The organism is Paeniglutamicibacter gangotriensis Lz1y (genome assembly GCF_000348945.1).
GTDB classification, from domain to species: domain Bacteria; phylum Actinomycetota; class Actinomycetes; order Actinomycetales; family Micrococcaceae; genus Paeniglutamicibacter; species Paeniglutamicibacter gangotriensis.
The window spans coordinates 1-24,436 of sequence record NZ_AOCK01000016.1 but is presented as its reverse complement, the minus strand read 5'-3'; the positions used below and the strand labels follow the sequence as shown (position 1 = coordinate 24,436).

22 protein-coding genes are annotated in these 24,436 nt (G+C 64.8%); 2 read left to right on the top strand and 20 right to left on the bottom strand.

The genetic code is table 11. The features are described from left to right. The first annotated feature begins 256 nt into the window (after positions 1–256). Positions 257–850 (top strand): recombinase family protein, encoded by a 594-nt coding sequence (locus ADIAG_RS19600; RefSeq protein WP_043476230.1) that lies wholly within the window; start codon positions 257–259, stop codon positions 848–850. 189 nt (positions 851–1,039) lie between these two features. On the opposite strand, the gene ADIAG_RS19595 is transcribed toward ADIAG_RS19600, so the two are convergent. The 17 genes from ADIAG_RS19595 to ADIAG_RS19515 all read right to left on the bottom strand — a co-directional run bounded on the left by ADIAG_RS19595 (position 1,040) and on the right by ADIAG_RS19515 (position 20,429). Further along, positions 1,040–2,683, bottom strand: coding sequence for an amidohydrolase (locus ADIAG_RS19595; protein WP_007273198.1), 1,644 nt, complete (start codon positions 2,681–2,683; stop codon positions 1,040–1,042). An 85-nt stretch (positions 2,684–2,768) separates the two neighbouring features. After that, complete coding sequence (locus ADIAG_RS19590) at positions 2,769–5,567, bottom strand: DEAD/DEAH box helicase (RefSeq protein WP_007273197.1); 2,799 nt, start codon at positions 5,565–5,567, stop codon at positions 2,769–2,771. Between the two features lie 67 nt (positions 5,568–5,634). Continuing rightward, positions 5,635–6,471: a twin-arginine translocase subunit TatC gene (tatC, locus tag ADIAG_RS19585; RefSeq protein ID WP_235045976.1), complete on the bottom strand. Its 837-nt coding sequence runs from the start codon at positions 6,469–6,471 to the stop codon at positions 5,635–5,637. 6 nt (positions 6,472–6,477) lie between these two features. Beyond that, on the bottom strand, positions 6,478–6,702 hold the full coding sequence (gene tatA, locus ADIAG_RS19580; protein WP_007273195.1) for a Sec-independent protein translocase subunit TatA: 225 nt from the start codon (positions 6,700–6,702) through the stop codon (positions 6,478–6,480). A 35-nt stretch (positions 6,703–6,737) separates the two neighbouring features. Continuing rightward, entirely contained in the window at positions 6,738–7,097 is a 360-nt protein-coding gene (locus ADIAG_RS19575; RefSeq protein ID WP_007273194.1) for a hypothetical protein, read from the bottom strand. Positions 7,098–7,100: 3 nt separating this feature from the next. Beyond that, entirely contained in the window at positions 7,101–9,056 is a 1,956-nt protein-coding gene (locus ADIAG_RS19570) for a helix-turn-helix transcriptional regulator (protein WP_007273193.1), read from the bottom strand. Positions 9,057–9,180: 124 nt separating this feature from the next. Next, positions 9,181–9,576, bottom strand: coding sequence for an FKBP-type peptidyl-prolyl cis-trans isomerase (locus ADIAG_RS19565; RefSeq protein WP_007273192.1), 396 nt, complete (start codon positions 9,574–9,576; stop codon positions 9,181–9,183). 38 nt (positions 9,577–9,614) lie between these two features. Further along, positions 9,615–10,589 carry an FKBP-type peptidyl-prolyl cis-trans isomerase gene (locus ADIAG_RS19560; protein WP_149619651.1) on the bottom strand — a complete coding sequence of 325 codons (975 nt, stop codon included), beginning with the start codon at positions 10,587–10,589 and terminating at the stop codon, positions 9,615–9,617. 136 nt (positions 10,590–10,725) lie between these two features. Beyond that, positions 10,726–12,093 carry a Pup--protein ligase gene (pafA, locus tag ADIAG_RS19555; protein ID WP_007273190.1) on the bottom strand — a complete coding sequence of 456 codons (1,368 nt, stop codon included), beginning with the start codon at positions 12,091–12,093 and terminating at the stop codon, positions 10,726–10,728. Positions 12,094–12,097: 4 nt separating this feature from the next. Next, on the bottom strand, positions 12,098–12,808 hold the full coding sequence (gene prcA, locus ADIAG_RS19550) for a proteasome subunit alpha (protein WP_007273189.1): 711 nt from the start codon (positions 12,806–12,808) through the stop codon (positions 12,098–12,100). After that, the gene (gene prcB / locus ADIAG_RS19545; RefSeq protein WP_007273188.1) at positions 12,809–13,600 is read right to left on the bottom strand and encodes a proteasome subunit beta; all 792 of its coding nucleotides are present in this window, start codon (positions 13,598–13,600) and stop codon (positions 12,809–12,811) included. Next, positions 13,597–13,776: a ubiquitin-like protein Pup gene (locus tag ADIAG_RS19540; RefSeq protein ID WP_007273187.1), complete on the bottom strand. Its 180-nt coding sequence runs from the start codon at positions 13,774–13,776 to the stop codon at positions 13,597–13,599. The genes prcB and ADIAG_RS19540 overlap by 4 nt, the downstream gene beginning before the upstream one ends. Before the next feature lie 130 nt (positions 13,777–13,906). Then, complete coding sequence (gene dop / locus ADIAG_RS19535) at positions 13,907–15,487, bottom strand: depupylase/deamidase Dop (protein WP_083874344.1); 1,581 nt, start codon at positions 15,485–15,487, stop codon at positions 13,907–13,909. A gap of 14 nt (positions 15,488–15,501) precedes the next feature. Beyond that, the gene (arc, locus tag ADIAG_RS19530) at positions 15,502–17,253 is read right to left on the bottom strand and encodes a proteasome ATPase (RefSeq protein WP_043476226.1); all 1,752 of its coding nucleotides are present in this window, start codon (positions 17,251–17,253) and stop codon (positions 15,502–15,504) included. Positions 17,254–17,419: 166 nt separating this feature from the next. Then, on the bottom strand, positions 17,420–18,514 hold the full coding sequence (locus tag ADIAG_RS19525) for a tRNA (adenine-N1)-methyltransferase (protein ID WP_007273184.1): 1,095 nt from the start codon (positions 18,512–18,514) through the stop codon (positions 17,420–17,422). Positions 18,515–18,585: 71 nt separating this feature from the next. Further along, complete coding sequence (locus tag ADIAG_RS19520; protein ID WP_007273183.1) at positions 18,586–19,713, bottom strand: site-2 protease family protein; 1,128 nt, start codon at positions 19,711–19,713, stop codon at positions 18,586–18,588. After that, on the bottom strand, positions 19,710–20,429 hold the full coding sequence (locus tag ADIAG_RS19515) for an HAD family hydrolase (RefSeq protein WP_007273182.1): 720 nt from the start codon (positions 20,427–20,429) through the stop codon (positions 19,710–19,712). Before ADIAG_RS19515 ends, ADIAG_RS19520 begins: the two co-directional genes overlap by 4 nt. Before the next feature lie 73 nt (positions 20,430–20,502). Between ADIAG_RS19515 and ADIAG_RS19510 the strand changes: the two genes are divergently transcribed. Then, on the top strand, positions 20,503–21,513 hold the full coding sequence (locus tag ADIAG_RS19510; protein ID WP_007273181.1) for a PAC2 family protein: 1,011 nt from the start codon (positions 20,503–20,505) through the stop codon (positions 21,511–21,513). Between the two features lie 114 nt (positions 21,514–21,627). Here the strand turns inward: ADIAG_RS19510 and mshC are convergent, their stop codons facing one another. The 3 genes from mshC to ADIAG_RS19495 all read right to left on the bottom strand — a co-directional run bounded on the left by mshC (position 21,628) and on the right by ADIAG_RS19495 (position 24,240). Beyond that, complete coding sequence (gene mshC, locus ADIAG_RS19505) at positions 21,628–22,902, bottom strand: cysteine--1-D-myo-inosityl 2-amino-2-deoxy-alpha-D-glucopyranoside ligase (protein ID WP_007273180.1); 1,275 nt, start codon at positions 22,900–22,902, stop codon at positions 21,628–21,630. A gap of 114 nt (positions 22,903–23,016) precedes the next feature. After that, a complete protein-coding gene (locus ADIAG_RS19500; RefSeq protein WP_007273179.1) occupies positions 23,017–23,841 on the bottom strand; it encodes an undecaprenyl-diphosphate phosphatase in 825 nt (274 codons plus the stop codon). Positions 23,842–23,982: 141 nt separating this feature from the next. Continuing rightward, complete coding sequence (locus ADIAG_RS19495) at positions 23,983–24,240, bottom strand: hypothetical protein (protein ID WP_007273178.1); 258 nt, start codon at positions 24,238–24,240, stop codon at positions 23,983–23,985. Positions 24,241–24,436: the final 196 nt, after the last annotated feature.

Below are 24,436 nucleotides of genomic sequence, written 5' to 3'. Positions count from 1 at the left end.
CTTTGCGGAATGATCACTGGAGTCCGCCTCAGCGGCCGCCCGGGCTTGCTGGGAGGGGCACCCCGGGGCGTTCGCATCTTAGCCGCGCCCCCACGCCTGTCTCATAAATGTAAAGCTTTTTGAGACATTGATGCGGAGCCCGATCCAGATACCGGCTGGCCCGGGGTGGCGGGGCGCCACGTGTCTCGTCAAGTCGTCCCGCTGCAAAACGTCTTAGCGGCTTGGCGTCGAGGGGTTTTTGAGTCAAAATGACTGGGTGAGACTTTTGGGATACACGCGGGTAAGCACCTCGGGCCAGGATGCGCAGCTGCAGCTCGACGCGCTGGTCAAGGACGGGGTGCAGAATCGGGACGTGTTCGCCGATATCACCTCCGGCAGCAGGACGGCGATCGAGCGGCCGGGGATGAAGAAGCTGCTCGAGTACGCCGAGGCCGGGGACACCGTGGTGGTCTGGCGGGTCGACCGGCTCGGACGCTCACTGGTCGATGTGCTGAACACCGTGAACCTGCTGCGCGAACGCGGCGTGCAGGTCCGGTCCATTTCAGACGGGATCGACCCGGCGACCTCGACCGGGCGGATGATGCTGAACCTGCTGGCTTCCTTGGCAGAGTACGAGCGAGAGTTGATCGTGGAACGCGTCAATGCCGGGATTGCCGCCGCCCGCCAAAACGGCACCCGCTTCGGCCGGCCGCTCTCGGACCCGGCGGTCATCGCGGACAAGCTCGCGATCGCCAAGGACGCCCGCGCGAAGGGACGCACAGCCGAAGACGCGGCACGCCTGGTCGGATGGAGCCGCGCAACCCTGTACCGCCACCTCGGCCAAAGCACCGGATCCGTCACGGGCCAGTGACCGCCGATTTCCATGCGGAGTGCGGTCAAATTCTGAATGACACATGTCCGAAGGGAAAAACCTCCGCGAGCGTCATCAACTTCACCCTCAGCCGGGGACCAGGATCATATGCTTAGCGCCACCCGCTGTACCGATGGTCCTACGGGCCAAATTTCAACACCCACATCCGAAATCAATACCGGTCCGTCCTTAGCGTGAATTTCCGTAAGAATCTTCCTCAGACCCCTGACCCATGTCATCGAAGAGGACGGTGCCGGCACGTACCGTTCGCAGGCACTGTGGCAGTTCGTCCTCAAGGACCGGCAACATGGGGGTGCCTGCACGGGCGTCTGTACTCCAGGATGAAACCCGCAGATCGGGTGTCTGGACTGAAAGCTCGGCGGCATCCCAGATAGCGAACGTCGCTTCGGCACCGTTGACCAATTGCCCGGCGAATGGGCTGGGCGAGCCCAAGGCACGGAACCCCGAACGAGTGTGGGCCATGAATGCGGCCCGGGCCGAGATTCGTGCCGCCGGGTCGCGGAGCTCCAAGCAGGCCTTGACCGCTGACCAGGGGCTCACGGGGGTGACCGGAGCATCCGAACCGATGACCACCGGCACACCCGTGGATAGGAACTGCCCAATACCGTTCATCGCGTCGGCACGGGTGGCCCCGAGCCGTTGTTCGTACATCCCGCCGGTCCCGGACCATGCAGCATCGAAGCCCGGCTGCATCGAAGCTGTCAAGGCGAAGCCCAGCATCCGTTCCCGCGCAGCGTCATCAACCATTTCTACATGCTCAAGCCGGTGCCGGCCCGCCTGCACCTTGGCCAGTCCCACCTTTTCTGCCGCGCGGTCAAAGCCTTCGAGGGCAAGGTCCAGACCGGCGTCACCAATGACGTGGAACGAGGTTTGAATACCGGCCAGCGAACAAGCAGCGATGTGGGCGCCGATGCGCTGTGCGTCCAGGTACGCGGTGCCGCGATCACCGGGAGCGTCTGCATAGTCCGCGCGGAGCAGTGCCGTGCGTGAGCCAATGGAGCCATCAATGTTCAAATCTCCGCCCAGGCCCACCACTGCGGTGGAATCGAAGGAAGCCAGCAGGTCTCGGGCCTGCTGTTCGCTGTCCACCAGCTCCGCCCAATAGGCGAAGACCTCGGGGGTAGCGGCTTTCTCCTGATCGCTGCGTCCCAGTAGCGCCTCGAGGTCGGCACGTCCGGAAACGTGCTCGGCTGCCATCTCCACCACCGTGCCGTGTCCGGTGGATGCCAGGTGCGCTAGGGCGCTGTTGCGGTTCCGTGCAGACGTTGCCTCCTCGAAGGCGAACACCGCGGCTCGGACGCGTTCGTGGGCTCTTCCGCGCACCAATGCGCCGGAATACTCAGGTCCTTCGACCAGACCCAGACGGTCGGCCAGTTTGGGGCTGACCAAGGCCGAATGGACATCGGCACGGGCCAAATACACCTCCCGGTCACCGACGGCTCGCTGCAGTTCCTCCGGTCCCGGAACGGTGCCGGAAGCAAAGCCTGACTCGTCCCAGCCAGCGCCGAGCAGCAGTCCGGTCCCCTCGTCGGCGGCAACGGCCGCCAGCAGTTCGTCGGCACTGCGGACCCCGGAGAGGTCCAAGCCGTTGAGCTTCGCACCCAGGGAAGCCAAGTGCGCGTGCGAGTCCACGAACGCGGGAGTCACCAGGGCGCCTTGCAAGTCAATCTCGGTCATCCGCGAATCGAGCAGGGCACCAGCCGCGGCCTCGGTGCCGATCCAGGCCACCGTCCCGTTTTCGACCAGCATGGCGGTGGCGAAAGGGTCTGCCGGGGAGTAAATGGAACCATTGCGGTACAGCTCGAGTGACATTCTTTACCTTTACTTGTCAGCGCCCGAAATTCACTGGCGCCCTTGGATCTTGCACGTGCCGGGTATCCCCCGGTCCCTGGTTCTGTCAGTCAACGACGTTCGAATAGGACACGACGCCGCGGCGCACACGTTGCACCGCACGGTTGCAGGAGCGGACCAGACCCGCATCCAGGTCCGGGATCTTGGCCAACTGGTCCAGCACGTCGATGACCTGCTTGGCCCACCGCACGAAGTCCCCGGCCGCCAGATCGGTACCGCGCAGGCATTCGCGCAGATCCGAGCCCCGAGCCCACTTGTACATGGGCCAGATCAGCCCCGAATCCGGAGCAGCGGTCTCCGGCAGTCCGGCGCTGGCTTCGGCGTCCGAGAGTTGCGACCAGAGATTCACGGAGGTCTCCCAGGCCAATTGCACCTTTGCGGTGGGCATGCGCGGATCGGGTCCGTTTTCTTCGCGGCGGGCATGGAAGACCAGCGCAGAAATGAACCCGGCCAGCTCCTCCGCTGTCATGGTGTTCATGGCCCCGGTCTCCATGACCAGGGAGGTGAGCAGATCCCGCTCCCCATAGATCCGACGCAGCCGCTGACCGGCCACGGTGATCTGCCCCTGGTCCGCATCCGCGGAAGCCGGGACCAGGTACTCAAAGTCCTCGAGCACCGTCGCCACCTTGTCAAAGGTCTTCGAGATGGTGTTGGTCCGGCCGCTGATCTGGCTACGGAGCTTGCTGGTGTCGCGTAGCAGCCTGGTGTAGCGCTCACCCCAGCGGGCATGGTCCTCGCGTTCCGGGCAGCCGTGGCACGGGTGAGCCTTCAAGGCGGTGCGTAGTTCGGTGATCCGGGCTTCTTCTTCGGCGCTGCCGGTGAAGTCGAAGCCCGGCGCCCCGCGACGCGGCGGACGGGACTCGGCCAAGGCATTACGGAGCGATGCGGCCAGGTCCTTGCGTTCCTTGGGGCTGCGACCGGTGAATCCCTTGGGGACGCGGATCTGCGAAACGACCTCAACGGGACCGTTGAGGTCCTGTACTCCGATGCGGCGGATGTGTTTGTCTTCGGTGAGCACCGTGGGGCGCGGATCGTGCCACGCCGAATCCAGTTCGATGACCACGCAGCGGCCCAACCGCCGGGTGCCGGTGACTTCGATGACATCCCCGCGCATGAGTGTTTCTAGCGATTCTGCGGCGGCGGAGCGGCGCAACCGTGACACGGTCTTGGCCGCGTCCTTTTCCGCGTTTGAGAGCTCCGCGCGCAGGCGCGCGTACTCGGTGAAGTCCCCCAGATGGCAGGTCATCGACTTCGCGTACCCGGCCAGGGATTCCTCGCGGGAACGTACCTGCTTGGCCATGCCCACCACGGAACGGTCAGCCTGAAATTGGGCGAAGGAGGTTTCTAGGATGCCGCGTGCCCGCTCGCGACCAAATTGCGAGGTCAGGTTCAACGACATGTTGTAGGTGGGTCGGAAGCTCGAGTTCAGCGGGTAGGTGCGCTTGGAGGCCAGTCCGGCGACGGCCGCCGGGTCGGTGTCCTGCTGCCAGAGCACCACCGCGTGCCCCTCGACGTCGATGCCACGGCGTCCGGCCCGACCGGTGAGCTGGGTGTACTCCCCCGCCGTGATGGCCACATGCGATTCGCCGTTGAATTTCTCCAGCTTCTCCATGACCACCGAGCGTGCGGGCATGTTCACGCCTAGGGCCAGAGTCTCGGTGGCGAAGACCACCTTGACCAGGCCTCGGATAAAGAGGTCCTCGACGATCTCCTTGAAGATGGGCAACAGCCCTGCATGGTGGGCGGCAAATCCACGCATGAGCCCCTCGCGCCACGGCCAGAAGCCGAGCACCTCGAGGTCGTCGGGCGGCAGCTTATGTGCCACCAGATCGATGGCCTGTTCGATTTCGGTGGCCTCGGCGATGGTGGTCACGGCCAAGCCGGAGCGCACACATTGGGCCACCGCCGCGTCGCAGCCCTTGCGCGAGAAAATGAAGACCAGCGCGGGCAGCAGCCCGGCATGGTCAAGGGCCATGATTATCTCGGGGCGGGAGACCCGGGTGCTCAGCTGCTCGCGCTTGTCCCCCCAGGATCCTGACCCGGGGCGGCGACCGCGTTGGCCGTGTGGCCTGTTGGACGCCATGGTGCGGTGCGCGAGCTTCGTCAGTTCGGGGTTGACCGTTGCCACGGACTCCGGGGCGTTGGGAGCCTGGTCGAAGGACAGGTCTTCCGCGAACAGGTTCAGCAGCCTGCCGCCGACCATCACGTGCTGATAGAGAGGAATCGGGCGGTGTTCGGAGACGATGATGCGGGTATCCCCGCGTACCGCGTCCAGCCAGCCACCGAACTCCTCGGCGTTGGAGACCGTGGCGGAGAGCGAAATGACCTGGACGTCGTCGCGCAGGTGGATGATGACTTCTTCCCAGACCGCGCCGCGGAACTTATCCGCCAGGTAGTGGACCTCGTCCATGACCACGAACCCGAGCGAATCGAGGGTATCGGAATCAGCATAGAGCATGTTGCGCAGCACTTCGGTGGTCATCACCACGATCTCTGCTTCGCCGTTGATGGTCATGTCACCGGTGAGCAGTCCGACGCGCTCGGCACCGTAGGTGTCCACTAAATCCGAGTACTTCTGGTTGCTCAGCGCCTTGATGGGGGTGGTGTAGAACGCCTTGCGGCCCGTGCGTAGCGCCTGGAAGATCGCGAATTCTCCCACCACGGTTTTGCCGGCTCCTGTGGGGGCTGCAACCAGCACCCCGGACCCGGTGGCCACGGCACGGCAGGCCTCTTCCTGGAAGGGATCAAGGTCGAAGCCCAGGCTGGCCCGGAACTCCGGCAGACCGGTTTCCGTCTCCTGGCTGCGTTCCTTGGCTGCGGTGTATCGCTCGGTCGGCGTGTTCACGCTGGGACCCCTTTCACGGCTGTTGCGGCTGCGCCCCGGAACCACTCTCTGGCGCCGGGGACACTAGCTATGGAAGATCCGGTGTTTCGGGCAGGGTGGAACCCTGCCCAGCGGTGGCGGCGTTTTTCGCCTCTTGTTGCGCCCGCTTCTTATCGCGCTTCTTGTCGTTGAAGTGGCAGATCAGCGTGGCCGTGGCAAAGGTGATGAACAGCGGACCGGCCAGTGCAAACATGGTGATCGCGTCGCCGCCCGGTGCGGCCATGGCGGCCACCAAGGCAATGAGGAATACCGTGATGCGCCAGTGCTTGAGGATCATTTTCGCCTTGAGCACCCCGACCATGTTCAGCCCGACCATCAGCACCGGAGCCAGCATGGCCAGCCCAAAGGCAATCAGCAGCCTGAAGACAAACGGCAGGTAGGTGTCGGTGGTGAGCCACGATTGGGCGTTGTCGGGAGTCAACGAGATGAAGAACTTCAGCGCGTGCGGCAGCACCCAGTAGGCCATGCCGACACCCATGATGAACAAGGGCGCCGCGGCCGCCGCGAAGGCAATGGCGGTATTGCGTTCCTTCTTTTTCAGGCCCGGGACGATGAACGCCCACACCTGATAGATCCAAATGGGGGCCGAGAACACCAGGCCCAAGAGCATCGAGGTCTTGAGCATGATGTCAAAGGGTGCCATGACGGAGGCGAAGTTGACCTCGCCGCCGTTGTCTCGTACCGGCGCCACCAGCAGATCAAGAACGTTGTCGTAGAGGAAGAATCCGCCGACGGTGCCCAGGACCAGGGCGATCAACGAAATGAAGAGACGGTTCCTGGCCTCAACGAGGTGCGCCTTCAGGGCCATGCGGCCCTCGGGGTCCTTCTTCCGTCCCTTTTTAGGGGTGGCTTCTTGTTCGCTCACGAAATATTAGGCGTTGTTCTCACGACGGTCGGGATCAACGATGTTGCCCTCGACGGTTTCTTCGCCGGCTTCCGGGGACTTGTCGTCGTCCTTCATCTGGCGCACTTCGGACTTGAAAATGCGCAGGGACTGGCCCACGGAGCGTGCCAAGCCCGGAAGCTTCGGGGCACCAAACAGCAGGAGTGCCAAAATTACGATGATGACCAGATGCCATCCTTGGATTCCACCCATAGGGAACCTACCTTTCAATCACCTTTAGTCTACCGTCAGAACAGCTCTAGATCGGCCACACGCTGCGGCTGTCCGCGGCGGTACTTGCGCTGCACCCGGGCATCGCGCCTAGCGGTGATGCGCCGCAGCTTCCCGTCTTCACGGAGCTCACGGGCCGTACCGGGGTCTTGGAAAAGTGCTGCAACCCCCGAGGGCATTCGGTCGGCGACCGCAGGATATTCTCTCGGATCGGCGTCGGCGCCCATGGCCGTACCTACTGCGTCCATGGCCTCACCGACGTCCCCGGCCAGAGCCATGAACCCGCGAAAGAGCCTAATTCCGGCCAACACCAGGAAAAGTAGCGTGGCCAACGCCAGCACGGTCCACAATAGGATCCAAAACCACCAAGGCAACATCAGCTACTTCACTTCCGATCCGGTTGTTGCGGCACTGAGCCAGGCTTTGACCTCGGTGCACAGGGATACGGGACCGATGGCCCGCAGGTCTCCCCCATGATATGCGACCATGCCGGGGATGGTGCGGGTTGAAGACATACGGATCTCGGCGATGATTTCGTCCCCGGCCTTCGCCCATCCCTCGGGTGCGTATTCGTCCACGAGCGAGGCAAGCCGCGGAGAAAAGCCGAGTACTACCAGCTGATCTGCCGGACCCGGGGTGAAGAAAATCTCGTCGGTATCCTCGTGCCGCGCGGGATCCAGGGCAAAGGAAACACCGGTTTCGGTGGCTGACTGGATCCTGTCGAGGCGGAAGCTGCGGATCTGCTCGTTGCGCAGCGAGTAGGCGCGCAGGTATTGGCGTCCTGCATGTTCCAGGAGCCGCAGTGGCTCGACGCGCCGCTGAGTGACAGCGTCGCTGGACGCGCTGTAGTAGGTCATTTCGACTTCCAAGTGTTCGCGGATAGCGTGCACCAGGGTCGCATAGGCGGCGTTTTCTTCGGTGGAGCGCAACGCGATCGAGAGCACGGACTCGAGTCCCTCGAAGCCGACCGCCGCTTCGCGCAGCTTGGCGTGGGCCGAATCAACGGCGTGCGCATGTTCGAAGTCCGGCAGCCCGCGCAGCGAGGCCAGGCCGGCAAGCATGGTGGCGGCCTCGGGCAGGCTCAGCCGGATCGGAGCGTTGAGCGCCTCAGCGTTGTTGATGCTGATGGTCCCGGCTTCCCACTCCACATCGATCAGTTCATCGGGCAGCCCGTTGGGGACCCCGCACATCATGATGGTCTGCAGGTGGGCGAGCAATTGCTTTTCGCTCAGGTCAAAGTGCGCGGCAGTCTGTCCCACCGTGGGTGAGCCGTGTCTAGCCACATAGGAAATAATGTCCAGATTGCGGGCCACCGCGGCGGTGGAGGGCGGGCGTCCGGCGTTGCGGCGCCTACTGAGCTTGTACTCGGGCACCGGGGCTTTCTGGGCCGCCAAGGCGTCGTCGAGTTTCCGCCGCACCATCACGGCCAAGGGCGCAGGTGACAGCACCTGGGCGCCGTCCCCGAGCTTGGCCACCTCAGCGGCAAGCCCCATCAAGTCATGGAATTGTACGTAGACCTCGTCGTGGGTCTCTGCGGGGGTGATGGAGGTGGCGCGGGCGCGCAGGGCCCACCCGGTGTCCTTGCCCAGCCGAAGGTGCGCTGCTTCTCCGGCGATGTCCGGATCGAGTCGTCCCAGGGTGTCGGCCATGGAGAAGCCGGCGGGCCGTGACTCGTGGGTCTTTCCGGTGTGCAGTCCGCTGAGGATGCGGGTGAGGCGGAACATCCGGGTTTCTTGGCGCTTGTGGTCCAGACCCACCAGGTACCAGTTGCCGAAGCGTGAGCCGATCCCCCAGGCATCGACGGTGCGTTGGGTGATCAGGCCCTGCGCATCGAGATATTCGAAGGAGAGTTCCTGACTGGCCCAGACTGCCTCGAGACAGGCTCCTACGGCGGGACCAACGGCGTGCAGCCGTGGCACGTATTCGGTGAAGTGCACCCCGTGGCCGATGTCTTCCAAGCCGGCCGAGAGTCGGCCGTTGGCACGTGAAGCAAAAGATTCCAGATCCGTGTCTTTCCAGAGCTGGGCGGCCAGGCCAAGTACTGCGGCTTCCTCGGTGCTGAAGGCGACCTCGGGGAGCCGATAGCTTTCGGGGGTGATCAGGTAGCGTTCCTCGGCGCCGGTGCCAATGGTTTTCACCGGAACCGCCATGTCGCGCAGGTCTTTTTTGTCGCGGTCGAACTTCCGGTCGAAGGCGGCGTCGTTCAACCCCTGATAGTCGTCAACGATCTTGCGCAGTTCACGCTTGGAATACCCGTGCGGGGTGTTGATCAACGCATAGGTGAGACTGACGAGTTTCTCGGCACGGGAAGGGGTGCCGGGGTTGAATTGAGCCACGTTCGCAAGATTACCCCGTGGTGGTGAAGCGGGGCCAATGCAACGCCGCGTTAAACGCCTTCGGCCGTGTTTTCCCGGTTCAACATGGGAAAACACGGCCAAAGGCTGCCACTAAGAGCGGGTGCTAGCGCACTGCCACGAGGTCGACGACGAAGATCAAGGCTTCGTTCGGGCCAATGGCTCCGCCGGCTCCACGGGAACCGTAGGCCATCTCCGAAGGAATCTCCAGACGGCGGCGTCCGCCGACCTTCATCCCGATCAGGCCCTGGTCCCAGCCCTGGATGACCTGGCCGACACCCGCACGGAAGTCCAGCGGCGCACCGCGGCCCCAGGAAGCGTCGAACTCTTCGCCGGTGGACCAGGCCACACCGACGTAGTGAGCCGAGATGTTAGAGCCCGGGACAACTTCGGTGCCGTCGCCGGGGATCAAGTCCTCGATCTTCAGCTCGGTCGGTGCCTCGGTTCCCGGGAAATCGATCTCGGGTTTGGTGCGATCGTAGTCGCGCTGTCCAAAAGACATAGGTGGGGTCCTTTCGGTTGATTGCTAAAAGCTACTGGCTACTTTACTTCTTTGAGCTCCACAAAGAACACCAGGGTGCCGGCCGGGCGCCCCTGGGCCGAGGCTTCGTCAAGCCCGTAGGCCAGATCGCCGGGAATGGTGAGCATGACCTGGGTGCCGGCCTTCAGACCGGTCAGGCCCTGGGTCCAGCCGGCGATGACGCCGTCGAGGCCGAAGTCCGAAGCCTCGCCCCGGTCGTAGCTGGAGTCGAACTGCTTGCCGTCTTCCCAGCGCACGCCGGTGTAGTTAGCCGAGACCTTCGAGGTGGCGGTGGCAACCTTGCCGGTGCCTTCCTTGACGACGTCAACGACGAGTCCGGCTGGTGCTTCCTTGTCCTTCGGGATGGTGATGGACGGCTTATCGTCCTTCATCTCGACGGTCGGCAGCGCGCCTTCGTCCTTCAGCTTCTTGACCTCGTCGTCACCGAGCTTCTTGGAAGGCTCTGCTGCCGGCGGGATCTCCTCGGTGGAAACGACCTTCAGGACCACCACGGTCTTGGCCTGTGGCGTACCTTCCTCGGCCGACGGCGAGGCGCCTTCCTCGGTGGTTGCTGCTGCCTCGGCGGCAGGTTCGACCATGGCAACCCAGGAACCGACCTTGGCCTGCATGAGGGTTTCATACAGGGCAGGCAGCTGAGTCTTGAATTCTTCGTTGGTCGGCAGGGTCACCGGCTCGCCGGCAAAACCGGATCCGGCTATGGCGCCGTCTTCAGCATTGTAGGCAATGGACTTGAACTTGATGTTCTGGTTTTCCTTGATGTCATCGCCCTTGCCCTTCACGATGACCTGGGCCGCGGTTTCCGTGGCGACCAGGGGGGTATCGAAGGTGACCGTCGGGTCCGAAGTGTCATCGGATCCCGGGGTGATCTTGATCGAGGACAGGGGGGCAGCGTCTCCACTGGAGGCCCCGGTTGAGCCACAGGCCGTCACGAGCAGCAACGAGGCCGTTGCAACGAGTGCCATAACTTTGCGCACGAAATCAACTTTCAGTTGGGGATTTGTACATGAAACACCCACACTGAGCGGTGAGCTTTCGAAAACATGTCTTAATCAGCTTAAGGGCCGTATCTGTGAATCTCCTTATTGCTGGCCGAGGGCGGCCCGTGCCTGCTTAGGCACCCAGCGAGGCAATCAGGGCATCGACGCGCGGGTCCGTATTGGCGAAGGGGTCCTTGCACTGCACCGTCTGCCCCGGGTGGTCGTTGAGCTTCAAGTGCACCCAATCCACGGTGAAGTCCCGTTCGGCGTTCTTGGCCGCGCGCACGAAGTCTCCGCGCAGCTTCGCCCGGGTACTTTGCGGCGGGTTGTCCACCGCAGAGTCGATGGCGTCTTGGTCGACGACCGAGGCGACCCGTCCGCGGGCTGCCAGCAGGTGGAAGAGCCCGCGCTTGGTATCGATGTCGTGATAGGTCAGATCCAGCTGGGCCAGCCGCGGGGACTCCAGGGACAGGGAGTGCCGGTTCGCGTAGGAATTGATCAGCTTGTGCTTGATGGCCCAGTCGATCTCGGTGTCGATGCCCGAGAAATTGCCGGACTCCACCGCATCCAATGTCCGGGTCCACAGATCCAGCACGGCCGGGACCTGCTCGTGGTGTGCACCCTCGCGCTCCACGAAATCGGTGGCCAGGGTCAGGAAGCGGCGCTGCAGCTGAAGTGCGGAGAGCTGCTTGCCGTTGGCGAGCTTGACCATGGTGGTGCCGTTGAAGTCGTGGGAGATCTCGCGGATGGTGCGGATCGGGTTCTCCAGGCGCAGATCTTCCATGATCTTGCCCGATTCGATGATCCGCAGCATCAGGTCGGTGGCCCCGAGCTTGACCAGCTGGGTGGTTTCGGACATGTTCGAGTCCCCCACGATCACGTGCAGCCGACGGAAGTATTCGGCGTCGGCGTGCGGCTCGTCGCGGGTGTTGATGATCGGCCGAGAACGGGTGGTCGCCGAGGAGACACCTTCCCAGACGTGGTCGGCGCGCTGCGAGAACGCGTAGAGCGGTTCTCCTTCGATGTTCACGATTTTTCCGGCACCGGCGATCAGCTGTCGGGTGACCAGGAACGGGATCAGGATCTCGGCCAGCCGGGCGAACTCGAGTTTGCGCGGGATCAGGAAGTTCTCGTGGCAGCCGTAGGAGTTCCCGGCGGTGTCGGTGTTGTTCTTGAACAGGTAGAGCCGCCCGTTGAAGCCGTCGGCGGCCATGCGTTCCTCGGCGCTTCCCACCAGGTCGTTGAGGATCGATTCCCCGGCCCGGTCATGGGCGATCAACTGCGTGATCGAATCGCATTCGGCGGTGGCGTATTCGGGGTGCGAGCCGACATCCAGGTACAGCCGGGAGCCGTTGGTCAGGAACACGTTTGAGCTGCGCCCCCAGGCCACCACCCGCCGGAAGAGGTAGCGTGCAGATTCTTCCGGGGTCAGCGGGCGCCCGGTCGGATCCGAATAGTTGATCCCGTATTCGGTTTCGATGCCCATGATTCTGCGGTCCATGACTCTACTTTCCTGCTCCCAGGATGCGGGAAATCGTGTGGTCGTCGAGGCGTCGGAAATGCCGGTGGGACCCGGTGGAGGTGCTGCGTTCAAGCATCGCGACCTCCAACAGATGCGCGTCCTGCGCGCTTTCGCCCACGCCGGGCAGCACCAGGGCAGCGGCGCGGATGACTTCGTCGATCCCGGCCGAGGCCAGGTCCTTGCCCTGCCAGATGGTGTTCCAGGTTTCGCGCAACGCCGCGGTGTCCCCGCCCATGATGATGAAGCCGGGCATTTCGGCGATCGACCCATCGAAGTTCAGTGAGAACAAGGTATCTGTTTCCGGTGTGGCACCGAGTTCCAGGACCGCCAATTCCACCTCGAAGGGTTTGGCGTCGGCGGTGAAAACTCCGCCCAGGGACTGGGCATAAACACTGGCCAGCCCGCGGCCGGTCACATCAAAGCGGGAGTAGGAGTAGCCGCGGGTGTCGGCGTAGCGCACCCCGGCCTGGCGCAAGGACTCGAACTCGTTGTACTTGCCCACCGCGGCGAACGCGATCCTGTCGTAGATCTCACCGATCTTATGCAGTGACCCCGAGGGGTTTTCGGCGATCAACGCGATCCCATCCGCGCAGGAGGCGGTGATGACGGCCCGACCGCGGGCGATGCCCTTGCGAGCAAAATCCGCGCGGTCCTTCATCAGCTGTTCGGGTGAGACGTAATATTGTGCGCTCATCTAGGACTGCCTCCCGTTGGCGGTGCGGTCCGCGACGATTGCCGCGGCCATGTCGGCGAGGATCGCATCCTCGACGCGGTGTGCCCCGGTGGCGTCCACGGTGTAGACCACCGGCCAGAGCTTGCGCACGGTGTCAGGTCCCCCGGTGGCCGAGTCGTCGTCTGCTGCATCGTAGAGCGCCTCCACGGCGACCCGTACCGCGGCAGTGGCCCCCAGCCCGGGTTCCCAGAGCTTTTTCAGGGCCCCGTGGGCGTACGGGGAGCCGGAGCCGATGGTGTGGTGCTCGACCTCCTCGTAGCGCCCGCCGGTGATGTCGAAGGAGAAGATCCGCCCGGTGCCCGCATGGGTGTCGAAGCCGGCGAAGAGCGGGACGACGCTCATCCCCTGCATGGCCATGTGCAGGTTGGCACGGATCATCGAGGCCAGCCGGTTGGCCTTGCCATCCAGCGAGAGCCGGGTGCCCTCGATCTTCTCGTAGTGCTCCAACTCGACGGTGAAGAGCTTGGCGATGTCGATGGCAACACCCGCGGCACCGGCAATGCCCAGCACCGAGAACCTGTCGGTCTCGAAGACCTTCTCAATGCGCCTGGAGGCGATCACATTGCCCATGGTCGCCCGGCGGTCCCCGGCCATCACGATGCCATCGGCGTAGCTGGCCGCCACGATGGTGGTCCCGTGCGGGACCTGGCCCGAGGCATCGGCGTGGAGCAGGGCCGCGGTGGCCGGCAGCAGGTCGGGGCGGTCCCGGTGCAGGTGCTCGACGAAGGAAGGTCCAGGCCCGAGCTCGTTCACTGTCCGCCCTTTTGCACGAAGCCGCGCACGAACTCCTCGGCGTTTTGCTCCAGTACACCGTCGATCTCATCGAGCAGGTCATCGACCCCGGCATCCTGGCCGGCCGCCGCGACGACGTCCTGGTCCTGGGCCGTGGTCTCTTCGCGGCGTTGTCCGGAGTGTTGTTCCTGTGTCATTGCGGTACCGCTTTCTTCCGTAGTGGTGCGGCGGGGATTCGAGACGGTGCGGCGTTTCTCTGCGCACCGGGGTCTGATCCCGCCCGAGGGGTTGTGCCCTTCACTTACATCTTGCCACTGGGTAGGGGTTTTAGCTCCGCAGCGAGGCGATGAACTCGCCGATCTCCAGATCCCGGTCCAGCAGCTCCCCCACCAGCGCCTTGGTGCCGCGCAACGGTTCCAGGGTACTGATACGTTCCAACCGGCGGGCACCGGGAACCGCGAAGGACACCGAGTCCCAGCTGGCCGCCACCACGTGCTCCGGGTACTGGTTCAGCACCCGGCCGCGGAAGTAGGCCCGGGTGTCTTCCGGCGGATTGGCCGCGGCATGGGCGATCTGCGCGCCCGAGTACAGGGTTTCCATCATCCCGCGCTCGGCCAACCGGTGGTACAGGCCTTTTTCCGGGCGGATGTCGGCCCATTGCAGGTCCATGGCCGCGATCCGGGTGTCGGTGAAATCCACCTGGTGGCGTTGGGCGTAGGAGCTCATCAGCTTGTACTTCGCCACCCAGTCCACGGTGGCGGCCGCGGAGAAGACATCGGTGCCCAACTGGGCCAGGGTTTCCTCCCAGCGACGCTGAATTTCCACGGTGGCCTCGTCGGTGGCATCGGTGGCCCCGCAATGATCGGCAGCAGCCTCGGCGTAGATCTCCTGGATTTCCAAGGCGGTGAGCCTCCGTCCGTCCACCAGCTCCACGGTGGCTCTGAGCGTGGGGTCATGGCTGATCGCTTGCAGTGCGGCCACCGGATCACGCAGTTCCAGAGCCGGGGCGGTGCCCGCCTCGATCATGGACAGCACCAGGGCGGTGGTGCCGGTGCGCAGCAGCGTGGACACCTGTCCGAGGTTCGCATCTCCGATGATCACGTGCAGCCGACGGTACTTCTCCCAATGCGCGTGCGGCTCATCGCGGGTATTGATGATCGGACGCCTAATGGTGGTTTCCAGGCCGATTTGCGCCTCGAAAAAGTCCGCGCGGGCCGAGACCTGGAAGCCGGGGTGTGAACCGAGCATGCCGCGCCCCACCCGACCGGAGGCACAGATGATCTGGCGGGTGACGAAGAACGGGATCAGTCCGGCGGCGATCTTCTCAAAGGGCACCGAACGGGGCATCAGGTAGTTCTCATGCGCCCCGTAGGAGACCGACTTGTTATCGGTGTTGTTCTTGTACAGGTGCACATCGGGCACCCCGGCCAGCGTGGCGATCCGGCGCATCGCGGCCAGGGCCACATGGTCCCCTGCCTGGTCCCAGAGCACCGCATCAAAGGGGTTGGTGGTCTCCGGGGAGGAATACTCCGGGTGCGCGTGATCCACGTAGAGCCGCGCCCCGTTGCCCAGCACCATGTTCATCAGCACCTCGGGTTCGGTGCCCTCCCGGGAGTAGAGTGTGTCCCCTAGGACCGCGTCCCCGCCCGAGAGCGCGACGGCCTCCGCGTCCAGTTCCGGCTCCACGTCGGTGAGCTGGGAGGGATCGGCGGCGGCACGCTCAACGGTGAAGCCGCGTGCATCGTTCAGCGGGGTCTCATCGGTGTAGTCCCAGTGGGTTCCGGCGATGGCCCCGTGCCCGGCCCGCACCAGGGCAGCATAGGAGTTGATGACCTGGGCGGAGAGCATCGTGGCGTTGGCTCCGGGCATGGTGGGGGCCAACACCCCGTATTCGGTCTCCAGGCCCATCACCCGGTGCACGCTCACAGGTACTGTCCGGTGTCGTCGGCCCCGGGGGTGGGCAGGGTCTTGCCGCGCCCGTTCTTGTCCGCCACGATGGTGCGGATGTAGGTGATCCGCTCGCCCTTGCGCCCGGAGATCCGTGCCCAGTCATCCGGGTTGGTGGTGTTGGGCATGTCCTCGTGCTCATGGAATTCCTCCACCACGGCATCGAGCAGGTGCTCCATGCGCAGCCCGCGCTGCTGGCCGGTGAGCAGCGCCTTGATGGCAGATTTTTTGGCGCGGTCCACGACGTTGCTGATCACCGCTCCGGAGGAGAAGTCCTTGAAGTACAGGATCTCTGTTTCGGTGTTGGCGTAGGTGACCTCCAGGAACTGGTTTTGTTCCCCGGTGGAGTACATGGCATCGACCGTCGCCTGAATCATGGCGCGCACGCAGGCCTGAGGGTCGTTGCCGTGTTCGGCCAGATCATCCGGGTGCAGCGGCAAGTCCGCGGTGAGGTACTTCGCGAAGATCTCTGCCGCTCCCTGGGCGTCGGGCCGACGGATCTTGATCTTCACATCCAACCGGCCCGGGCGCAGGATGGCCGGGTCGATCATGTCCTCGCGGTTGGAGGCGCCGATGACGATGACGTTATCCAGTCGCTCCACTCCGTCGATCTCGGCCAGCAGCTGCGGGACGATGGTGGTTTCCACATCGGAGGAGATCCCGGTGCCACGGGTGCGGAACAGCGAATCCATCTCGTCGAAGAACACCACCACCGGGTTGCCGCCGGCGGCCTTTTCGCGGGCGCGGGCGAAGATCAGCCGGATATGGCGTTCGGTCTCCCCGACGTACTTATCGAGCAGCTCGGGGCCCTTGATGTTCAGGAAGTAGCTCTTGGCCGTCCCGGTGTCGCCGTTGCGCTCGTGGGTGCGCTCGGCCAGTGAGTGCGCCACGGCCTTGGCGATCAGCGTCTTGCCGCAGCCCGGGGGCCCGTACAGCAAGATACCCTTGGGGGCGGTGAGCCCGTGTTCGCGGTACAGATCCGGGTGCAGGAAGGGCAGTTCCACGGCGTCGCGGATGGCCTCGATCTGATCGCTCAGCCCGCCGATATCGGCGTAGGAGATGTTCGGGACCTCCTCGAGCACCAGCGACTGCATGTCGGAGAGGTGCACCTTTTCCAGGCCCAACCCGGTGCGGGTATCCAGGGTCAACACGTCGCCCACCCGGACGTTGTCGTTGATCAGCGGGGCGGCCAGACGGATGACCCGCTGATCATCGGCCCGTCCCATGGCCACCACCCGGTGATCCTCCAGGACCTCTTTCACGGTGACCAGTTCCCCGGATTTCTCGTAGCCGAGCCCGGCGACGATGACCAGGGATTCGTTGAGCAGCACGTCCTGGCCGATGGCCAGCTTGGTGAATTCGAGCAGCGGGGAGATCCCCACGCGCAGTTTGCGCCCGCCCTGGACAATGTCTGCCGATTGCACGCCGGTGGAGGAAATGGCGATCCCGGCCTCCGGGTGGCTGCGGGCGTGCAGATCCACGATGGTGCCGTGGCTGAAGGGGGTGTCCCCGTCCTTCTCGAGCCCGGACTTGAGGTTCAGGATCTCCTCGCGGGTGCGCTCCAGCATCGCGACCATCCGGGAGTTGTTGGCCCCGGCGGTGGCTAGTTGCCGATCGAGCTGGCGGTTTTTGTCCCGCACGATGTTCAGCTGCCGCTCGGCCGCGGTGAGCAGGCCCTCGAGCCGTGTGGGTTCCGTATTTTCGCCCATCATCCACCTGTTTCGCATAGTCCTGTGGCCCGATGCCCTCCGACGCGAGCCGACGGACATCTTCATTAATCCCATCCTAGGCATGGGGACGGCCGAAAGCAGGAAATATGACCGCAGCACCTTCCCTCACGGTGTGCCAAGGGCCTTGTGGGGGAAGGTGCTGCGTGTCTGGTGCTTGGTGAAGCTAGTTGCCGGTGTCGGCTTCGGTGCTCGGCTCCGTCAGGGTCCCGGCATCGGCGCTTTCGGTGCCGGCGGGCAGCGAGCCACGCTGGATCATCGACTTGGCGTCCTTCGCGGCGCGACGCAATTTCTTGTCCGAGACCGGCCGCTCCCCCAAGGCTTCTTGGCTCCAGGCCTCGGGATCCTGCGAGCGGGTCCAGGTTTCCAGGTCCTCTGGCGAGTACGAGTGCTCCTTCACGCGCTTGGCCCCGGGGATGCCCACGGCACCGTCGGCAAGCCGGCGGCAGGTGATCAGGAACGCGGTGTGCGCGACCATCCGGTGATCGGGACGTACGGCCAGCCCGTCGACATGCCAGCCACGGACCATGGTCTCGAACGACTCGGGCTCGGTGTACAGGCCGCTGGCACGGATCGCCTCCACGGTGCGTGACATCTGCGTCACGGTGGCCACGTAGTTGACCCAGACCCCGCCGGAAGCCAACACGGTGGAAACCGCATCAACACATTCCCACGGTGAGAGCATGTCCAACACCACGCGGTCCACCGTGCCGGGTTCCTCGGTTTTGAGCACCTGCTCCTGGAAGTCTCCGATGGTGATCTGCCAGGCCGGGTGCCGGCCGCCGAAGACGGTGTCCACGTTGCCGCGGGCGATCTCGGCAAATTCCTCGCGGCGTTCGAAGGAGTGCAGGTAGCCGGCATCGCCCACCGCGCGCAGCAGCGACATCGACAGGGCACCGGAGCCGACCCCCGCCTCCACCACGCGGGCACCGGGGTAGATATCGCCCATCGCGATGATCTGGCCGGCATCCTTCGGGTAGACCACGGTGGCGCCACGCGGCATCGAGAGCACAAAATCTTTCAGCAGCGGGCGCAACGCCTGGTAGCGGATCTCGTTGGTGTTCTCCACCAGTGAGCCCTCGGGCAGTCCGATCAAATCGTCGTGGAACAGCACGCCCTTATGCGTGTGGAATTCGCCGCCCGGAGTCAGCGTGATCGTGTTGATCCGCCGCTTCTCGTCGGTGAGCTGGATCCTGTCGCCGGGACGGAAGGGTCCGCGGCGGCTCTCGGCGCCGTGGGGTGCTGCTGGCGTGTGGCTCATGTGCTTCTGGGGTGTCCTTATCTGGGTGGTTGTCTGCGGTTCATCCGGCCCTGCGGGCCGGGGGTGCGATGCTAGTGGGGTTTGCCGGTGATGGCCGCGACGATGCGTGCCTGGCTCAGCAGGCCCACGACCCGGTGGCCGGAGTCGATGACCGCGTATTCGCTGCCCTGCAGGGTGGCCAGGTAGCCGATCAACGCCCGTCCGTCGGCATCGGCGTCCACCACGGCCCCGGATCCCAGGGCGCGGGCGGCGGATAGTGCGGGGCTTTGGGCCAGCACCGCCTCATCGATGGTGTGAAGGGTTGCCTCGTCGATGACCGCCACGGGCATTCCGGTGGAATCGATGAGGATGACCCGTCCGCCGCGGTCGGCCAGCCGGGCGGAGACGTCGGCGAGGGTGGAATCCTGGCGGATGGCCGTTGCCGGCTCCATCAGCTCGCGCACCTTCACCAGCGGCAGGCGCAGGCGCAGCTTGGCGTGGGTGATGCCCTGGGAGGCGCCCACCCACATGAATCCGCCCACCAGCACCGCGATGATCAGGACCTGGAGGTCCAGTGGCTTGTCTTGAACCAGCGGGCCGATCACGAAGAAGCCCACCACCAGGATCACCAGCACGCGTCCGGCCCAGCCGGCGGCGATGGTCCCGCGGTCCTGGTTCCCGGTGTAGCGCCAGACGGCGGATTCGACCAGCCGACCGCCATCCAGCGGCAGCCCGGGCAGCACATTGAAGATTGCCACCAGCAGGTTCGCCCAGATCACGATGTCCCACAAGAGGTAGGGCACCCCGGTGGGTTGGACCCAGAGCAACAGCCAGTAGCCCAGCCCGGCCAGCACGAAGTTCGCCGCGGGTCCGGCCATGGCCACGGCCAGTGAGCGGCCGGGGGTGGCGTTGAAGGAGGAGAACTGGGTGTGTCCGCCCCAGAGGGTCAGTGTGATCCGCGCGCCGGGCCAACCGAAGGCCTTGGCGGTGAGCGCGTGGGCGAGTTCGTGGATAAGCACCGAGATGGCCAGCAGCACCGCATAGGTGAAGGCCACCGCGTAGGCGCCGGCACCCAATCCCGGCATCGCGCGGGCCACCGTGGGCCCGAAGACGACCACGATGAACCCGGTGATCAGAAACCAGGACCAGGCCAGGGAGACCGGGACACCGAAGATGGAGCCCAGTGGGATCCCGGAGCGCTTGGTGCCTGCTTCGCTCATGCGCGAGTCCCGGTGCGCACGTAGCCGTCCAGCGTTGCCGGATCAAGCTCGCACAGCGAGTCGATGCGCTGGAAGTGCGGGGAATCGGGGACCTCGGCGATGTGCGGGATCAATAGGGCGGTGATGCCGCTGGCCGCGGCCGAGCTGATGCCGGGGGCTGAGTCTTCCAGGCCGATGACCCGGCCAGGGTCCAGATCGGGCACGAGTTCTCCCAGCTTCGCCAGTCCCAGCAGGTAGGGGTCCGGGTGCGGTTTGCCTCGCTGCACCATCTCCCCGGTTATGCGGAAGGCAAAGTACTCCCGCGGCAGGGCCTCCAGGACGAGTTTGGCCAGTGGTTCTTCGGACATGGTCACCAGTCCGCAGGGGATGTTGGCCAGGTGCAAGGCTTCGAGCAGTTCCAGGGCACCGGGACGCCATTCGACGTGGCGACGCACTCCGTCGAGCACCTCGGCCAGGAGCCTGTCGATGATCTGGCGAGGTTCAAGGTCGACCCCCGCGGCACGCAGCGCGGCGGCGGCGTCCGGCAGGGCGTTGCCCACCAGGCTCATCGCCTGTTCCTCGCTCCAGGTACCGCCGAAGTCGGCCACGAGTTTGGCCTCGGCGGCCATCCAATAGGGTTCGGTGTCAAGCAGGGTTCCGTCCATGTCCCACAGCACACCCTGGATTTGGGAGTCCTGGGCATGGGTGGGCGCGGGGGCGCAATTCTGGGTTGGCATGCCCCAATTCTAGTGGGTGCGGCCTTGACCCGGCGACCGATCCGCGCGCTAGGGTGAGGATGTGAGCGAAGATATGAATGATCCAGTGACACTGACCTCCCTGGTGGCGGCATCGGCACTCGAGGCACCGGCGCGACCGGCGATCATGGTGGTCGCCTTCGAGGGCTGGAATGACGCAGGCGATGCGGCGAGCCAGGCGCTGAAGACCATCAAGTCTGCTACCGGTGCGGTGAAGCTGGAAGGCATTGGCGATGACGACTACTACGACTACCAGTTCTCCCGCCCCCAGGTGAGCCGCAACGCCTCGGGCAAGCGAGTGATCAAATGGCCGACCACCAGGTTCTACCGGGCCACGGTGCCCGGCTCCCCCGTGGACCTGTTGCTAGTGCGCGGGGTGGAGCCGACGTATCGGTGGAAGGCGTTCATCACCGAGGTGCTCACCCGTGCCGAGGAAGAAAACGTGCAGGGGGTGATGGCCCTGGGCTCACTGTTGGCCGATGTGCCACACACCCGTCCCATCCAGGCCTCGGTCTCCAGCGACGACCCGGCGGTGCGCGAGGCCTTAGGTGCCCATGCCGCTGGCTATGAGGGACCCACCGGGATTCTGGGGGTGCTGGCCCAATTTTCCGAGGCCGCGGGGTTGCCCACACTCTCGGTTTGGTCAGCCGTCCCGCATTATGTGGCCCAGCCGCCCTCCCCCAAGGCCCAGTTGGCGTTGCTGCGCCGGGTGGAGGAGCTTCTGCCCTTGCAGCTTGACCTGCGTGAGCTCACCGAGGATGCCCAAGCCTGGGAACGTGGGGTCAACGCCCTGGCCACGGGAGATGCGGAAGTGGCTGCCTATGTGCAGCAGTTGGAGGAGGCGCAGGACGCCACCGAGCTGCCCGAAGCCACCGGCGAGGCTATCGCCAAGGAGTTCGAGCGCTATCTCAAGCGCCGGCACCACCCCGGCGGGCCCGGGATGCACCGCGAGCATGATCCGGGTCCGGATACCGGGGCACCCGAGGCACCGCGCTCCCCCGACACCCCCGACACCCCCGAGTCACCCGATGATCCGGCCTCGCCCGAGGGCCCGAATTCGCCCTAGCGACTTCCGGCTAGCCGGGCCCCGGCCCAGCTGATCTAACTGAAACAAAAACGCGTCCCGCAGCACCCGCCGTTTCAGGCAGGTGCTGCGGGACGTGTTTGAGGTGCTGGTCAGTTAGACGATCTTCAAGCCCAGCAGCGCATCGAGGGCATCAAGCAACAGCTTTTCCCCGGAGCCCTGGGAGCCATCGTCACTGGCTGCCTGGGCGGCAAACTCGTCGAGCACCATCAGCGCGCTCGGTGAGTCCAAGTCATTGGCCAGGCGCGCACGGATGCGGGTGATCACTGCCGTGGCTTCGGCCAGGGTGGCCGAGGTCACGCGCTGGCGCCAACGCGTCAGCCGTTCGGCGGCCTGGACCAGCAGGTCCTCGGTCCAGAACCAGTCGCTGCGGTAGTGCTGGCCCAGCAGCACCGTGCGGATCGCCACCGGCTCCACCCCGGCCTCGCGCAGACGCGAAACCAATACCAGGTTGCCCAGGGACTTGCTCATCTTTTCCCCGTCGAGCCCCACCATCCCGGTGTGCACGTAGGTCTCGGCCAGCGCCTTGCCATCGAGGGCTGCGGCGTGGCCGGCGGAGAACTCGTGGTGCGGGAAGATCAAATCCGAGCCGCCGCCCTGCACCGTGAAGGGCGCCGGAAGCAGCCGCCGGGCAATGACCGAACACTCAATGTGCCAGCCCGGACGGCCGGAGCCCAGCGTTTCCCCGTCCCATTCCGGTTCCCCGGCACGGGCCACACGCCAGAGCAGCGGATCCAGGGCGTCGCGCTTGCCCGGGCGCTGCGGATCCCCGCCGCGTTCGGCGAAGAAGCCCAGCATGGTCTCGCGGTCGTACCCGCTGACGGTACCCAGTTCCCAGGCCGCACTGGCGGCGCCCTCGGCGTCGAAGTAGATGTCCCCGTCGGGCTCACCATTTTCACCCGGTACCGGGTAGGCCAGGTCCTTGGCCAGCAGTTCCTCGACCAGCGGCACCAGCCACGGGATGGATTCCACGGCCCCAATGTAGTGCTCGGGCGGGATCACGTTCAGTGCTTCCATGTCGGCGCGGAACAGGTCGGTCTGTTCCTTGGCCAGCACCTGCCAGTCCATCCCCAGCTTCGTGGCACGCTCGAGCAGCGGGTCATCGATGTCGGTGACGTTCTGCACGTAGGTCACCGGGCGTCCGGCGTCGCGCCAGATGCGCAGCAGCAGGTCGAAGGCGACATAGGTTGCGGCGTGGCCCATGTGGGTCGCGTCGTACGGGGTGATGCCACAGACGTACATGCTCGCCGCGGCGTTGGCCGCAGCGGCGTCGGCGGTGTCTTGCAACTGACCGGTGGCGGTGTCATGCACCGCCAGGATGGGTGCGTTTCCCGGTAAATGCGGGACGGTGGGCGCTGACCATGCAAGCACGGGGGCGTCCTTTCTCTAGGTTCTTCTTCCCGGGCGCACCCGGGACACAATGTCAGTCATAAGGAACAAGTCCCAAGGCCCCTACGGTTATTCCGCAATCCGGGGACGGGTTTGCTACGCGTTGATCACGCCGAAGCCCAGCAGCAGGTACAGGGCCAGGCCCAGGGCCACCCGATACCAGACAAAAATGCGGTAGCTGTGGGTGGAAACGTACTTCAGGAACCAGCCGACGATGACAAAGCCGACGAGGAACGCGATCAGCGTCGCCAGGCCGGTCTGCGGCAGCGAGTAGATCCCGGGCTCGTCGAAGGACTTGGCCAGTTTGTAGAGCCCGGAGGCGAAGACCGCGGGGATGGCCAGCAGGAACGAGTAGCGTGCCGCAGCCTCACGGGTGTAGCCCATGAACAATCCCGCGGTGATGGTGCCTCCGGAGCGCGAGACCCCGGGGATCAGGGCCAGCGCCTGGGCGAAGCCGAAGAGAATGCCGTGCTTGGGGCTCAGCGCGGTGAGTTCGCGGTTCTGCTTTCCGTAGTAGTCGGCGACCGCCAGGATCAAGCCGAAGACCACCAGGGTGGTCGCCACGATCCACAGCGAACGGAAGGAGGTATCGATCTGCTCCTCGAAGAGCAGCCCCAGCACCGCGATGGGGATGGAGCCGATGATGATCAGCCAGCCCATCTTCGCGTCGGGGTCGCTGTGCGGCACCCGCCCGCGTAGTGCATTGAACCACGCACCGATGATGCGCACGATGTCCTTCCAAAAGAACACCAGCACCGCGGTTTCCGTGCCCAACTGCGTGATTGCAGTGAACGCGGCGCCGGGGTCGGCGGCGTTCGGCAGCAGCTCCCCCACGATGCGCAGGTGCGCGCTGGAGGAGATGGGGAGAAATTCTGTCAGACCCTGGATCAGCCCTAGGAAGGCCGCTTCAAACCAATTCACGTACCGACACTACTTCACCCAAGCACGTCAACACCCGTTGGCGCTCCCGTGTGCGGCGAAGTTCATACCCTGGTCCCATCCCCGGGGGCCCTGGGATGGGTCAAAGGTGCCGGTTGGCGGAACGGGTGCCGAAGCCGGGTGCTAGTTGCCCCCGCCGTCGTTTAACCCGTCCGGGTCGTAGGGGTCATCGTCGTCGTCCTCATCGGCCACGGTCAGCGGCAGGAACTCCGCGTATGACTCGTACAGTGCGTCCTCGTACTCCTCGTAGGAATCGGCCACCGCAAGGAACGCGGCGCTGACGGATGCATCCCGGGCGCCACGGTTGGCCGCCACCGCCGAAAGGTGTTCTTCGAGGCAGCTGATCAATACACTGAGGGCAACACGCGGGTCTGTACTCATGTGTTCGACGTTACAGGCACAAGCCACACTATGGACAGGGTCATGATCGAAAAGAAAATTGCTGCACCACACCCCCTTGACCAGGTCCCCGGGGAGACCGGGCACAGGTTCGAATACCTGGTCATCACCGCCCGGCCCGGTGAGCACAGATCGGTGGCGCGCGCCACGCTGCGTGAGCATTCCGAGTACGGCAAAT